The organism is Hanstruepera sp. CR43, assembly GCF_055227665.1.
On record NZ_CP200078.1, the window covers coordinates 518,567 to 531,891 of the forward strand.

The window sequence follows — 13,325 nt, forward strand, 5'->3', positions numbered from 1 at the left end:
CCGCTGGAAAAACCTTTTAATGATTGCGCTCGTGCAATACCTCATTAAATATGCCTTATTGGTTCCATTTGGAATTGATATTACACTCAATTGGTTTGGATTTTCCCTATTGGTATTGGCAACAGTAAGTATTGCTGCAGCTGGAAACATCATCAATGATATTTATGATGTGGAAACTGATTTAATCAATAAACCAGATAAAGTGATTGTTGGAAAAAGTATTTCCGAAAAAATGGCCTATAATCTATTCATCATTTTTAATGTTATAGGTGTTTTAGTTGGGTTTTATCTATCACACCTGATTGGAAGGAGTGGATTCTTTGCAATTTTTGTCATCATCTCGGCACTACTCTATATCTATGCTAGTTACTTAAAGCAAATGATGCTTATTGGTAATTTGGTAATTTCCGCATTGGTAGCCATGAGTTTGATATTGGTGGGCTTATTCGAATTACTTCCCGCTATCACCACTCAAAATCAGGAAACCCAGTTAACATTTTTCAAAATTATTTTTGATTACGCAGTATTTGCCTTTTTATTAAATCTGGTTCGCGAACTTATCAAGGATATTCAGGATATTGATGGTGACCACAAAGCAGGCATGAATACCTTGCCTATTGCCATTGGGCGTGAGCGCGCAACAAAAGTCGCATTTGGCATAGCCCTTATCCCACTATGTTTGGTGGTTTATTATGTGATCACCTACCTCTATAAACAATCACTGGTAGTCCTCTATTTTCTCATTTTTATTGTGGCTCCATTAATCTATCTGATTATTAAATTATATACTGCGGAAACCAAACAGGACTTGAAAAAGTTGAGCAACCTATCAAAGCTTATTATGCTTTTTGGCATGCTCTCGTTGTTACTCTATAAATTTGTACTTTTAGATTAATGTTACAACAAATTCTGAAAGACTATCACATCATCCTAGCTTCTGGTTCCCCCAGAAGACAACAATTTTTTAAAGATTTAGGTCTCGATTTTGAAGTGCGCTTAAAACCTTTAAAAGAAGAATACCCAAATAGATTGAAGCATTTTGAAATCAGTGATTATTTAGCCCAGTTAAAAGCATTACCATTTAAAGAAGAATTAAAACCAAATGATATCCTAATTACCAGTGATACCATTGTATGGCACAACCATGAGGCCTTGGGCAAGCCTACCTCCTACGAGCATGCTTTCAATATGATAAAATCATTAAGCGGTTCAACCCACGAAGTCATTACATCCGTTTGCTTTACAACCCAGCAAATTCAAAAGACAGTAAATGCGATTACTAAAGTGACTTTTAAAAACTTAACCGATTCAGAAATAGATTATTACATAGAAACATGTAAACCTTTTGATAAAGCTGGCGCGTATGGCATTCAAGAGTGGATAGGGCAAATTGGCATCACAAAAATCGAAGGCTCCTATTTCAATGTCGTTGGCCTTCCCACCCATTTGGTTTACGAAACACTGCAATCATTAATTTCATAATTAGAAGTTAATAAGTTTATATTTTAAGAGGTTTCTGTAGTATCTTTACAAATAAAATCCAGAACAATATTCATGTTTTTAGAAACCTACCAATCAGAATTAATCGTCAGTGCTTCCCTCCTTTTTTTACTATTTATTATTCGTGCCATTGCACATACATTAATAAAAAAACTCGGCAGAAAATCGGGTATTAATGATGCGCGAATACAATTAATTTGTCGTTATACCACAGTCACCATCTTCTCGATATGGCTTTTGTTGGAAGCTTTTATATTCGGTGCCGAGTTTAAGGATTTAGCCCTGGTATTTTCATCGGTGTTTGCCATCATGGGGATTGCCTTGTTTGCTATTTGGTCTATTTTGAGCAATATCACTTCAGGAGTGATCATGTTTTTCTCGTTTCCCTATAAAGTAGGTGACAAAATTCAAATTCATGATAAAGATTTTCCAGTTGAAGCTATCATTGAAGACATTCGCGCATTCCATCTTCACTTAAGATTGGATAATGGCGACCTGGTGACCTACCCTAACAACCTCATCCTTCAAAAGGCGGTCACTTTGGTTGAAAAAGATGCCATTGATGAAGGCGCTGACGCCATTTAGAAAATTTTGTCGTAAATTTCTGTTCTATGGGAAAAAAGAGAACTACTAAATACAAAAAACACATCGGGCAGGTCCCGGGAGCCATTATTTACACCGGTGAAAAAACAGCACAAAAGTTATTTATCGAGTCTTTTGACTATACGGAGTCAACAATCACTGAACAGGAACTTACGAACATTGAAGATGTTTTTAGTTACAAAAGCACAGAATCCACTACATGGATTAATATCAATGGCCTAAATTACATAGACGAAATTGAAAAAATAGGTAATCACTACGATTTACATCCACTTATTCTGGAGGATATTGTAAACACCTCCCAACGCCCCAAAATTGATGAATATGAGGATTACATTTTCATCATTCTTAAAATGCTGTATTATGATAAAGATGAGAACATTGTATCCGAGCAGGTAAGCATGGTTCTGGGCGATAATTATGTACTCACTTTTCAAGAATCAGAAGGAGATGTATTTGATACCGTTCGCGACAGATTACGTCAAGCTAAAGGACGTATTCGCAATTTAGGTTCCGATTATCTGTTGTATGCCCTCATAGATGCCGTTGTGGACCACTACTACATTGTCAATGAAACTATGGGTAATAAAGTAGAAGATCTGGAAGATATGCTTTTTGAAGGCGTTATCAAGGAAAACCTTAACAAACAGGTATTGGATCTTAAAAAAGAATTACTTAAAGTCCGCAGAGTCATTTTCCCGCTTAGAGAAATCATCAGCCGCGTTGAAAAAAGTGACCACAAGCTCATCAAAAAGAAAACCATTCAGTTCTATCGTGATATTTATGACCATATCATTCAACTATCCGATACCATTGATATTTATCGCGAAATGATATTCAGTTTAATGGATATGTACATGACCTCCATAAGCAACAAAATGAACGAAGTCATGAAGGTATTGACCATTATGGCAACCATCTTCATTCCGCTCACATTCATTGCAGGTATCTACGGTATGAATTTCGACCACATGCCAGAACTCCATTATCAATATAGTTACTACATCCTATGGGCTGTTATGATTGTAGTCTTTTTAGCTATGCTGTATTATTTTAAAAGAAAGAAGTGGCTTTAAAATAATCCTTTTGTCATGCTGAACTTGATTCAGCATCTAAAAAACTCTCAAAGGATGGTGCCTGAGGCTCTCTAATACAACCATATTCTGGCAACGCCAGAATTCGCTGTCAGCAGTATAAATAAACAAATCCCGTTAAAGATTTTTGAAGCCTTGGAAAAAATCTAGGGATTTGTTTATGGTTTTAAAGCATGAAAATGCTTTAAAAATACCTCTGACAGTAAAGGTCTTTTTTGCTTCGTTTTTTTGACCAGCAAAAAATGAAGAAACAAAAACAACTCCTCTCTTTTGATAAAGAGAGGTGGCTAAAACAACAATCAGTTGTTTTAGACGGAGAGTTAGAAATTAACAGAAACCTTTCAACGCTTCAAAACCTTAAACGTCTCAACCCGTTCCCCTACAAAAACCCTTACCAAATAAAGCCCCGACTCAAACCCACTCATACCAACAATATCAGTCAAAGCACCAGCTTCAGACACAGAAGCATACACCCGTTGCCCCAATAAATCATAAACAGTAATAGACGTTATAGGGCTTTTAGCGATAACCCGCAACACATCCCCAACAGGGTTGGGGTAAACCTGCACCACATCCAAACCATACTCTCTAACTCCAAGCGTACAAGCCTCAACCTGCTCAAAGGCATCAGCACCGTATGTATCTATTAACCCACCTTGAAACGTCAAGGTCGCACGGTGGTTAAAACCACCATCAGCTACAAAAGTCGTTATAAACAACACATACCGCTCCCCAGCATTCACGGTAATATAGGGCCAAAACCCACTAATAGTACCTCCACCACCTTGTATGGGATGCTCACCAATACCAGTATAGGCATCAATGGAACTGCCTGGGTTTTCAGAATTACAAATTATTTGATAGTTTACATTATGTAAATCCGTACAATCAGGATTGTTCCCAAAAAGCATATACTCCCAATCTTCTTCAACTTCAGGTAGAATATAAAAACCAAACTCACCCGTATATTTCGGGGTAAAGGTAAACCAGGCAGAACTGGACTCAAAAGCGGTTGCACTCGTTTGACTTTGACAAAAAAGATCTAATTCATCATTAGCATCATCTATCGCACCAGGTCCATTCACTTCAAAGTAATAGCTTTGGCTAGCATCACAAATAGTATACGCGTCTGGGCAGTCTGCCTCCGCTATTATTTGCGCTTGTGCTTCAAATACGCTTAACATCAATAACAGAATGCATAGTATATAACGATTACCCATCATTTGTTTTTTCCTTTCATATTCTAAATTTACAATTTTATTTATTCCCTTTTGTCATGCTGAACTTGTTTCAGCATCTAGTTTAATTTTAATTCCTAAAAAATCAACCTATTCAGTAAAATAGCAATCATTGTCAATATCACAGACTAACAAATACCGTTAAAGAAACTTTAAAACCCAAGCCTTCCCTACTTTACTTTATTATATTTGGCTCTAGCTAACCACATTATTATGCTAAAAAGAATACATGTCACATTTATTTGCCTTTTAATTTCCTTAAGCGCACTAGCACAACAACCCCAAAAACCTAATGCTTCAGAAATATACGAGTCCATTAAAAAGTTAAACTTTTTAGGATCTGTTTTATATGTAGCCGCACATCCCGATGATGAAAACACACGGCTCATCTCCTATATGGCGAATGAAGTCAAAGCCAGAACAGCGTATCTATCGCTCACGCGTGGTGATGGTGGTCAAAACCTGATAGGCCCTGAAATACGGGAACTGTTAGGCATTATCAGAACGCAAGAATTATTAACTGCTAGACAAATTGATGGCGGCGAGCAACGTTTCACACGTGCCAATGACTTTGGGTACTCCAAACATCCAGATGAAACGCTTGAAATTTGGAACAAAAATGAAGTCTTAAGCGATGTGGTTTTGGCCATCAGACAATTCCAACCAGATATTATTATCAACCGCTTTGACCATAGAACACCAGGTAGCACGCATGGGCATCATACCAGTTCGGCCATGTTGAGCTTAGAAGCATTTGAGCTTGCAGCAAACCAAGTACAGTTTCCCAAATCAGTGAGTGAATTTGGTACTTGGCAACCAAAACGTTTGTTTTTCAACACCTCATGGTGGTTTTATGGCAGCCAGGAACGCTTTGAGAAAGCAGACAAATCCAATTTAATCGGTTTTGATATCGGAACCTATTATCCTTCCTTTGGATTGAGTAATACTGAAATTGCGGCATTGAGCCGCAGTCAGCACAAATCACAGGGCTTTGGCAACACAGGAACCCGTGGTTCCCAAATGGAATATATTGAATTAATTAAAGGCGATATGCCGTCTGATAAGACAAACCTGTTTGAAGGCATAGATACCAGCTGGAACCGCGTTAAAGGCGGTGAAGCCATTGACAATATCTTAAAGAATGTTGAAGCTAATTTCGATTTCAAAAACCCATCTGCTTCGGTTCCTAAATTGGTTGAGGCCTACACCATGATTCAACGATTAGACAACGATCATTGGAAGACCGTCAAGACCAAAGAAATCAAGCAAATCATAGCAGCTTGTTCAGGTCTTTATTTAGAAGCTGTTGCTGAAACCAATCAAGCTACTTTAAACGAAACTATTAATTTGTCGTTAGAAGTAATCAATCGCTCCGATCTTCCTATGAGCTTGGTATCCTATACCAATCCAAACGGACTTCACGTTAACAAGGGTATTTCTTTGAACAACAACAATCTTCTATCAATGGATGAAACATTTAATATTTCTTCATCATCAGACAAAGAAATTATTACCACACCCTACTGGCTGACAAAAAAGGAACTTTAGGTATGTACAACGTTACCGACGAATCCCTTATTGGCAAACCAGAAACACCAGACTATTTTAATGTCGTGTTTAATGTGGGTATTAATGGCATTACCATACCTTTCACGCGTCCAGTTATTTATAAAACGAATGATCCCGTAAAAGGCGAAGTCTACAAACCATTTGAAGTCATACCGGAAGCAACGGTTAAAATTGCTGAAAAAGTCATCATTTTCAATACCGATGCAGAAAAAGAAATTCCAGTTATCGTTAGAGCTGGTCATGACAACTTACAAGCTTCTGTTGAACTATGTGTACCAGAGAATTGGAATGTGCATCCAAAAAATGAAGAAATTTCTATCAAAAATAAAGGTGAAGAACAAACGGTGGTTTTCAAGGTGATACCTCCTAAAAATCAATCTGAAGGATTTATCAGTCCAATAGTTACAATAGATGAAAACAAGTATTCTGATGAATTGATTGAATTGGATTATGAACATATCCCTTTTCAAACGGTTTTGATGCCGAGTGAAAGTAAAATAGTAAGATTGGATATTCAAAAAACAGGTGAAAACATTGCTTATATAGCAGGTGCCGGTGATGTGGTTCCTGAAAGCTTGCAACAGATAGGCTATCAAGTAATAACTTTGAATCCTTCTGAAATTACAGCAGAAAATTTAAGCCGTTTTGATGCCGTAGTTATTGGTATTCGTGCTTACAATACGGTTGAAGACTTAAAATTCAAAACAAGAAGTCCTTTTTGATTTTGTTGAAAATGGTGGCAACATGATTGTGCAATACAACACCAGACACGGATTAAAGATTGACAACCTAGCGCCTTACAAATTAGAGTTATCACGTGATCGTGTAACTGATGAATTTGCAGAAGTCAAATTTTTAGAACCAAATCATCCGTTGCTAAATTATCCCAATAAGATTACCCAAAAGGATTTTGAAGGCTGGACACAGGAACGAGGACTGTATTTTCCAAGTAATTGGAGCAAGGAGTTTACGCCTATCCTGTCCATGCATGATAAAGGTGAATCGCCAAAAAAAGGAAGTTTGTTGGTAGCTCAATATGGCAAAGGTTATTACATCTATACTGGATTGAGTTTCTTCAGGGAATTTCCGGCTGGTGTTTCTGGTGCTTACCGCCTATTTGCCAATATGCTTTCTATTGGAAAAGACACTATTCAACCCAATCAAAGTCTTAAAAACTAACCGATGAATGAATCCAGCTATAAGTGGAAAAAAATGTACACCCTAGTTCTTGTGGCTAATGTGGTGTATTGGATTGTATTCTATTTAATAATGCAAGCCTTTTAGCATGGAAACTTTAGATTGGATTATACTTTCATTAACCCTTTTGGCTATTGTTGCCTATGGAACCTATCAAACACGAGGCAGCAAAAACGTTCAAGATTATTTAAAGGGTGGCAACACCTCAAAATGGTGGACCATTGGTCTATCGGTAATGGCAACCCAAGCCAGTGCTATTACATTTTTGTCAACACCTGGTCAAGCGTTTAACGATGGCATGGGCTTTGTCCAGTTTTATTTTGGATTGCCTATTGCCATGGTGGTCATTTGTATGGTGTTTATTCCACTGTATCATAAATTGAAGGTTTACACAGCCTATGAATTTCTGGAAAACCGATTCGATTTAAAAACCCGTACCCTAACAGCTATTTTGTTTTTAATCCAACGTGGTTTAGCTGCAGGCATTACCATTTTTGCGCCAGCCATCATTTTATCCGTTGTATTAGGATGGAATTTATTGCTATTGAATATCATTATTGGTGTTTTGGTGATTATCTATACCGTATCAGGAGGTACCAAAGCTGTTAACGTTACTCAAAAACATCAAATGGTCGTGATTTTCACTGGTATGATTATAGCCTTCATATTGATAGTGAACAAACTTCCTGAAAATATTACATTCAGTAATGCATTGGACATTGCGGGTGCCAGTGGCAAAATGGATATTCTGGATTTTTCTTTCGATTTGAATAATCGATACACCTTTTGGAGTGGTATTATTGGTGGAACATTCTTAATGCTGTCCTACTTTGGTACGGACCAAAGTCAGGTACAACGTTATCTTTCAGGAAAATCGATTAAGGAAATGCAACTCGGCTTGTTGTTTAACGGCATGTTTAAAGTGCCTATGCAATTTTTTATTTTACTGGTTGGTGTCATGGTATTCGTATTCTATCAGTTTAACAAAGCGCCTCTTAACTTTAATCCTGTAGCTTCTGAAGTGGTTTTAAATACCCAATATGCTGATGAATATGAACAATTACAAAAAGAACAAGATGCTATTCATGAAACAAAACGATCTTTGATTGCAGATTTTATCTCAAATAAAAATGACAAAACTATAGCCCAGGTAGCCGCAACAAATTCGAAAAATGATAGCATTCGGAAACGTGCTCAAACCTTAATTGATAAAGCAGGTGAAGTCAAACAGGTTAAGGTTGAAAGTAATGACAAGGATTATGTATTTATTCATTTTATATTAAACAACCTCCCAAGAGGATTGATTGGTTTACTTCTGGCAGTTATCTTAAGTGCAGCGATGTCCAGCACCTCCAGCGAACTTAATGCCTTGGCCTCTACCACAACCATCGACCTGTATAAACGAAATACAGGAGAAAAAACAGAAACAGAAATGGTAAGTATATCACGCTGGTTTACATTGGCTTGGGGCATATTAGCCATTCTAGTTGCATGTGTGGCCAACCTGGCGGAAAACCTTATTCAATTGGTAAACATCATTGGCTCCATATTTTATGGCAATGTCCTTGGTATATTTTTATTGGCCTTTTTCTTTAAAAAAATCAAAGGCAATGCTGTATTTGTCGCTGCCATTATTACCCAAATACTGGTTATCGGTCTTTTCTTTTTAAACCAGTATGAAATAATTAATTTACCCTTTCTATGGTTAAATTTTGTGGGATGTGCCATCGTTATGGGTATAGCGCATCTACTTCGCCTTCTAGATAAACAAACCATTTAATCCCTTTATTGGTCATTTTAATCAAAATCCTGTGATATGGATACTTAAACCTTATTATGTAAAGTTTATTTGCTAATATGTAAAGTTTATTTTACATTTGTCTTATCAATTTTAAAATCGAACAGTTATGAAAACAAATTATTTATTACCTAATAAATGGAAGCCAATAGGCTGGTTTCTCTTTATTGCGGGTCTTTTAGGAGGAATAGTCTTATACGCTATTGGTTATGATGGCGAGCTAATGGTGACAAAAGTATTTTCCATTTACAGTGATCCATTTATTGGAGATGCTGGATTTTTTAAAATCATCGACAATGGCATTGCCGATGAATTGGTTTTTGTATGTATTATTATTGGAGGCCTCTTGGTTGGGTTTTCCAAAGAAAAAATAGAAGATGAATACATCTACAAACTTCGAACCGAATCGCTAGTTTGGGCTATTATTTTCAACTATATCTTATTGCTTTTCACAATAGTATTTGTGTATGACATGACTTTTTTCAACGTGTTGATTTTTAACGTTTTCACACCTCTACTCTTTTTTCTCTTTAGATTTAATTTTATTAAACTTAAATCTGTTGACCATGAAGAATAATTTAAAGGTAGAGCGCGCTATTCACAATTTAACACAAGCTGAATTGGCGGAAAAAATTGGGGTCAGTAGGCAAACCATAAATGCTATGGAAAAAAACAAATATGTCCCTTCAACGGTGTTAGCATTGAAAATTGGCAAACTATTCAATAAACCTGTTGAGGAAATATTCTTTTTGGACATTAATGATTAAAATCAAAAAAGCGACCAATAAGGTCGCTCTTTTATATATAATGATGAGACAATTTAATTCTTACTCCATTCAGAAATAGAAGCCTCATTAAACTTAATATACTGAACATTACCAGCAGCTTCAGCACCTTCCAGTGATTGTTGTGCCAATCTTATAGCGCCTTCCTTATCACCATATTTGGCATAAATCAAAGACTGTTGTCTTAATTGCCAAAAAGCTGGTTTATCTGTCATTTTCATAGACTGATCAATCCATTCTTTAGCTTGTTTTATGTCTTTATTTTCCTGTAAGTAGTAAACAGCAGATGCATAAAAATCTTGAGCTGTCGGTTCACTGTTTAAGGCATCATTGATAGATCTTAAAACTTTAGCGTCAGTAGGAACTGTGAATGGAACTGAAACATATGTTTTGTCCCACATAATATCTAAAGAGGCTCCGCCATTGGTAATATTGTTGACATCAATAGTAAATGTTTCAACAGCAAAAGGCAGTGTGTAAGGTTCAACTTTAGCAGTCGCTACAATTTTATTTTCTTCCCATTTTTGTGGCGTGCCCCAATTTTCGGTTTCATTATATAAGTACACAGTCCACTTTTCTTCACCAGGTACTGAATAAATTGAATAGGAACCTGCTTTAACCTTTGTTCCCTGAATCGTTATGGCATCAGTAAACGTAATGATCGTATTTTTATTGGCTCCTGTGCGCCATACCTCATTATAGGCTACCAAGTCTCCAAAAATGGTTCTATTCTTAACACTTGGACGCGAATATTCAACAGTTATGTCAGTCAAACCCACTTTTTGTTCAACCTTGCTAAACGGACTCGGTTGAGGTGTTTTTACTTGAGCATTTAAGCTAAATGTCAAGCCTATTAGTAACGTAAAAAATGATAATTTTTTCATGTGATTAGTAGTGTTTAATAAGTCTTAAATATATTTTTTGTTTTAAAGAAAGGTAAATATACGATTAATACTTGATTAGTACTAAATTAAAAATGTGAAAGATAGAGACAATCCAATGATAGATTTAGTCTATTACTTAACATGTAACCAATAGAATATTAAAACTATATTGTATGATATATTTTTGTATAACTTTTTTTAAAAATAATTAGACAATTAATTTTATTTTATATAAATTTGAGTAACTGAATGGGAATTAAAAAAGACAATAAAGCTATGGAAACAATAGAAAAAGCTCTGGAATTTGAAAAGCAAAAAATGAAATCCCTCTCAACTAGTGATCGGATAAAGATATCCAGAGAGGCCAAAAGATTAATTTTAGAACTAAATCAGATATACAAAAAGAAAAAAGACCAGAAAATAATGGATATTATGAAACGTCTTACAGTTATTAAGCGTAAGGTCGAGAAAAGATTAAAAGGCAAGCCTTTAACAGCGTAATGTTATGAAAACCTATATTATCGTTGGCGGTAGTCAAGGAATTGGCAAGGCCCTTCTTGAGAGTTTAGTAAAAGACCATAACGTTATCAATATTAGCAGAACCGAGCCGTCCATTTCCCACAACAATCTCACGCATTATACGGTTGATATTGTGACCGATGATTTGCCTGATGTCGATACCTGTGATGGATTAATCTATTGTCCAGGTAGTATTAATTTAAAACCATTTGAGAGTTTAAGCCCTCAAGACTTTAAAGATGATTTTGATATCAATGTCATTGGCGCTATTAAAACCATTCAAAAATATCTACCCAAGCTAAAGTCTAGCAATAATCCTGCTATCGTGTTGTTTAGTACTGTGGCTACAAAATTAGGTATGCCTTATCACACTAGTGTTGCCGCAGCCAAATCTGCAGTCGAAGGCCTAACAAAATCATTGGGCGCTGAATTGGCGCCTAAAATACGTATCAATGCCATTGCACCAACAATTACCAATACCGATTTAGCTTCAAAATTACTGCGAAATGATAAAATGATAGAAAAAATTACGGAGAGGCATCCCTTGAAAAAGTTTTTAGAACCCACCGAAGTTTCTGAAATGGCCTTATTTTTACTTTCAGAAAAAGCAGCATCCATGTCTGGTCAGGTTTTTGAAATGGATTGCGGTATTGTATCATTTAAAATTTAAAGAATGAAAAACATCCTAATAACTTTAATAATGCTAAACATTTTTAATAAATCTACAGCTCAAAATAGTTCACAACAATCAATATACGACATTGAAATTACTAGTTTAGAAGGCAACCCCATAAGTCTTTCAGATTATAAAGGAAAATATATTCTTTTTGTCAATGTGGCGTCTGAATGTGGTTTTACTGGTCAATATACTGATCTTCAAAAATTATACGATACCTATCAAGACAAAATGATGATTATTGGAGTGCCCTGCAACCAATTTGGAGGTCAAGAACCTGGAACAGCCAGTCAAATCAAATCCTTTTGTGAGAAAAATTATGGCGTGACCTTCTTGATGACCGAAAAAGTAGATGTTAAAGGCGACAACCAGCATCCATTGTATCAATGGCTAACCAATAAAGATCTCAATGGCAAATCCAGTTCATCCGTTAAATGGAATTTTCAGAAATATTTAATTGGAAAAAACGGCGAATTTATCGACTACTATTATTCAATAACGAAGCCCATGAGTTCTAAAATAACAAAACATCTTAAGTGAGCTTTGCAAAACGATTAATATTATTCCTGATTATTAATTTTGGAGCCTTGGCTTTGGGCAGTTGGCTTATGGACAATGGCCCACAATCCTCATGGTATAAAGATTTAAATAAAGCACCATGGACACCTGCTGGATGGGTGTTTGGAGTAGCCTGGACTGTTATCATGATCTGTTTCTCCATCTATCTGGCTAAATTATTTTCGGAACTGGATTCAAGGTTTTTAAGGTTATTATTTATCGTACAGCTGTTTTTAAACGTTATTTGGAATTATATCTTTTTTAATCAGCATTATGTTGGTTTAGGACTTATTAATATCGCCCTGTTAACGTTAGTCATTTTCTATTTCTTCCTTAAATTTAGAATGGATGACATGAAAGCATATAAATATCTTTTAGTTCCATATATGCTATGGTTAATGATTGCGACGTCTCTAAATGCTTATATTTTTATTTATAATTAATGAAAATCTACACGCTACACAAAAAACAGAATTTACCCATATCAGTTGCTGAAGCCTGGGACTTTCTATCAAACCCTAAAAATTTAAAAACTATCACCCCAGATTATATGGGTTTTCATATTCTGTCTGGTGCTGATAAACCCATGTATGCTGGACAAATCATTCAGTACATAGTAACGCCTGTTTTAGGTATTAAAACAAAATGGGTTACAGAAATAACCCATGTTATTGATCAGGAGTATTTTGTAGATGAACAGCGTTTTGGCCCCTATGCACTCTGGCATCACAAACATTTTATAAAAGAAATTGATGGCGGTGTCGAAATGGAAGATATTATAGACTACAAAATTCCAATGGGAGTTGTCGGACAATTAGTCCATCCTATTTTGGTGAAACCCAAATTGGAGGAAATTTTTAAATACAGACAAAACAAGCTGGCCGAACTTTTTGGAACGTTTTAA

14 protein-coding genes and 1 pseudogene are annotated in these 13,325 nt (G+C 35.9%); 13 read left to right on the plus strand and 2 right to left on the minus strand.

Annotated elements, in window-relative coordinates:
* Window positions 1–19 precede the first annotated feature (19 nt).
* The 4 genes from ACKXGU_RS02215 (at window position 20) to corA (ending at window position 3,179) form a co-directional block, all read left to right on the plus strand.
* On the plus strand, window positions 20–895 hold the full coding sequence (locus ACKXGU_RS02215) for a geranylgeranylglycerol-phosphate geranylgeranyltransferase (RefSeq protein WP_463466453.1): 876 nt from the start codon (window positions 20–22) through the stop codon (window positions 893–895).
* Window positions 895–1,482 carry a Maf-like protein gene (locus ACKXGU_RS02220; protein ID WP_463466454.1) on the plus strand — a complete coding sequence of 196 codons (588 nt, stop codon included), beginning with the start codon at window positions 895–897 and terminating at the stop codon, window positions 1,480–1,482. The genes ACKXGU_RS02215 and ACKXGU_RS02220 overlap by 1 nt, the downstream gene beginning before the upstream one ends.
* Window positions 1,483–1,554: 72 nt before the next feature.
* Entirely contained in the window at window positions 1,555–2,085 is a 531-nt protein-coding gene (locus tag ACKXGU_RS02225) for a mechanosensitive ion channel domain-containing protein (RefSeq protein WP_463466455.1), read from the plus strand.
* A 26-nt stretch (window positions 2,086–2,111) separates the two neighbouring features.
* Window positions 2,112–3,179: a magnesium/cobalt transporter CorA gene (corA, locus tag ACKXGU_RS02230; RefSeq protein ID WP_463466456.1), complete on the plus strand. Its 1,068-nt coding sequence runs from the start codon at window positions 2,112–2,114 to the stop codon at window positions 3,177–3,179.
* Between the two features lie 359 nt (window positions 3,180–3,538).
* Here corA and ACKXGU_RS02235 read toward each other — a convergent pair whose 3' ends face one another.
* Entirely contained in the window at window positions 3,539–4,381 is an 843-nt protein-coding gene (locus ACKXGU_RS02235) for a T9SS type A sorting domain-containing protein (protein WP_463466457.1), read from the minus strand.
* 267 nt (window positions 4,382–4,648) lie between these two features.
* Here ACKXGU_RS02235 and ACKXGU_RS02240 point away from each other — a divergent pair.
* From ACKXGU_RS02240 to ACKXGU_RS02255, 4 genes and pseudogenes are all read left to right on the plus strand, one after another.
* A pseudogene (locus ACKXGU_RS02240) lies at window positions 4,649–7,183 on the plus strand (PIG-L family deacetylase).
* 106 nt (window positions 7,184–7,289) lie between these two features.
* Window positions 7,290–8,981, plus strand: coding sequence for a sodium:solute symporter family protein (locus tag ACKXGU_RS02245; RefSeq protein ID WP_463466458.1), 1,692 nt, complete (start codon window positions 7,290–7,292; stop codon window positions 8,979–8,981).
* A gap of 127 nt (window positions 8,982–9,108) precedes the next feature.
* Entirely contained in the window at window positions 9,109–9,576 is a 468-nt protein-coding gene (locus ACKXGU_RS02250; RefSeq protein WP_463466459.1) for a hypothetical protein, read from the plus strand.
* Window positions 9,566–9,766 carry a helix-turn-helix transcriptional regulator gene (locus tag ACKXGU_RS02255; RefSeq protein ID WP_463466460.1) on the plus strand — a complete coding sequence of 67 codons (201 nt, stop codon included), beginning with the start codon at window positions 9,566–9,568 and terminating at the stop codon, window positions 9,764–9,766. The genes ACKXGU_RS02250 and ACKXGU_RS02255 overlap by 11 nt, the downstream gene beginning before the upstream one ends.
* A gap of 53 nt (window positions 9,767–9,819) precedes the next feature.
* Here ACKXGU_RS02255 and ACKXGU_RS02260 read toward each other — a convergent pair whose 3' ends face one another.
* Window positions 9,820–10,668 (minus strand): DUF2911 domain-containing protein, encoded by an 849-nt coding sequence (locus ACKXGU_RS02260; protein WP_463466461.1) that lies wholly within the window; start codon window positions 10,666–10,668, stop codon window positions 9,820–9,822.
* 276 nt (window positions 10,669–10,944) lie between these two features.
* Between ACKXGU_RS02260 and ACKXGU_RS02265 the strand changes: the two genes are divergently transcribed.
* From ACKXGU_RS02265 to ACKXGU_RS02285, 5 genes are read left to right on the plus strand one after another with little or no spacing between them, the layout of a single operon-like run.
* A complete protein-coding gene (locus ACKXGU_RS02265) occupies window positions 10,945–11,169 on the plus strand; it encodes a hypothetical protein (RefSeq protein ID WP_463467396.1) in 225 nt (74 codons plus the stop codon).
* A 4-nt stretch (window positions 11,170–11,173) separates the two neighbouring features.
* Window positions 11,174–11,857 carry an SDR family NAD(P)-dependent oxidoreductase gene (locus tag ACKXGU_RS02270; protein WP_463466462.1) on the plus strand — a complete coding sequence of 228 codons (684 nt, stop codon included), beginning with the start codon at window positions 11,174–11,176 and terminating at the stop codon, window positions 11,855–11,857.
* A 30-nt stretch (window positions 11,858–11,887) separates the two neighbouring features.
* Window positions 11,888–12,403: a glutathione peroxidase gene (locus ACKXGU_RS02275; protein WP_463467397.1), complete on the plus strand. Its 516-nt coding sequence runs from the start codon at window positions 11,888–11,890 to the stop codon at window positions 12,401–12,403.
* A complete protein-coding gene (locus tag ACKXGU_RS02280) occupies window positions 12,400–12,864 on the plus strand; it encodes a TspO/MBR family protein (protein WP_463466463.1) in 465 nt (154 codons plus the stop codon). Before ACKXGU_RS02275 ends, ACKXGU_RS02280 begins: the two co-directional genes overlap by 4 nt.
* Window positions 12,864–13,325, plus strand: coding sequence for an SRPBCC family protein (locus tag ACKXGU_RS02285; RefSeq protein WP_463466464.1), 462 nt, complete (start codon window positions 12,864–12,866; stop codon window positions 13,323–13,325). Before ACKXGU_RS02280 ends, ACKXGU_RS02285 begins: the two co-directional genes overlap by 1 nt.

Excerpts from the sequence above, each read along its gene's own strand:
- ACKXGU_RS02255 (WP_463466460.1), top strand. The coding sequence starts at position 9,566 with ATGAAGAATAATTTAAAGGTAGAGCGCGCTATTCACAATTTAACACAA.
- ACKXGU_RS02215 (WP_463466453.1), top strand. The coding sequence starts at position 20 with ATGATTGCGCTCGTGCAATACCTCATTAAATATGCCTTATTGGTTCCA.
- ACKXGU_RS02220 (WP_463466454.1), top strand. The coding sequence starts at position 895 with ATGTTACAACAAATTCTGAAAGACTATCACATCATCCTAGCTTCTGGT.
- ACKXGU_RS02275 (WP_463467397.1), top strand. The coding sequence starts at position 11,888 with ATGCTAAACATTTTTAATAAATCTACAGCTCAAAATAGTTCACAACAA.
- ACKXGU_RS02250 (WP_463466459.1), top strand. The coding sequence starts at position 9,109 with ATGAAAACAAATTATTTATTACCTAATAAATGGAAGCCAATAGGCTGG.
- ACKXGU_RS02235 (WP_463466457.1), bottom strand. The coding sequence starts at position 4,381 with ATGTTAAGCGTATTTGAAGCACAAGCGCAAATAATAGCGGAGGCAGAC.
- ACKXGU_RS02265 (WP_463467396.1), top strand. The coding sequence starts at position 10,945 with ATGGAAACAATAGAAAAAGCTCTGGAATTTGAAAAGCAAAAAATGAAA.
- ACKXGU_RS02245 (WP_463466458.1), top strand. The coding sequence starts at position 7,290 with ATGGAAACTTTAGATTGGATTATACTTTCATTAACCCTTTTGGCTATT.
- ACKXGU_RS02285 (WP_463466464.1), top strand. The coding sequence starts at position 12,864 with ATGAAAATCTACACGCTACACAAAAAACAGAATTTACCCATATCAGTT.
- ACKXGU_RS02260 (WP_463466461.1), bottom strand. The coding sequence starts at position 10,668 with ATGAAAAAATTATCATTTTTTACGTTACTAATAGGCTTGACATTTAGC.
- ACKXGU_RS02225 (WP_463466455.1), top strand. The coding sequence starts at position 1,555 with ATGTTTTTAGAAACCTACCAATCAGAATTAATCGTCAGTGCTTCCCTC.
- corA (WP_463466456.1), top strand. The coding sequence starts at position 2,112 with ATGGGAAAAAAGAGAACTACTAAATACAAAAAACACATCGGGCAGGTC.
- ACKXGU_RS02270 (WP_463466462.1), top strand. The coding sequence starts at position 11,174 with ATGAAAACCTATATTATCGTTGGCGGTAGTCAAGGAATTGGCAAGGCC.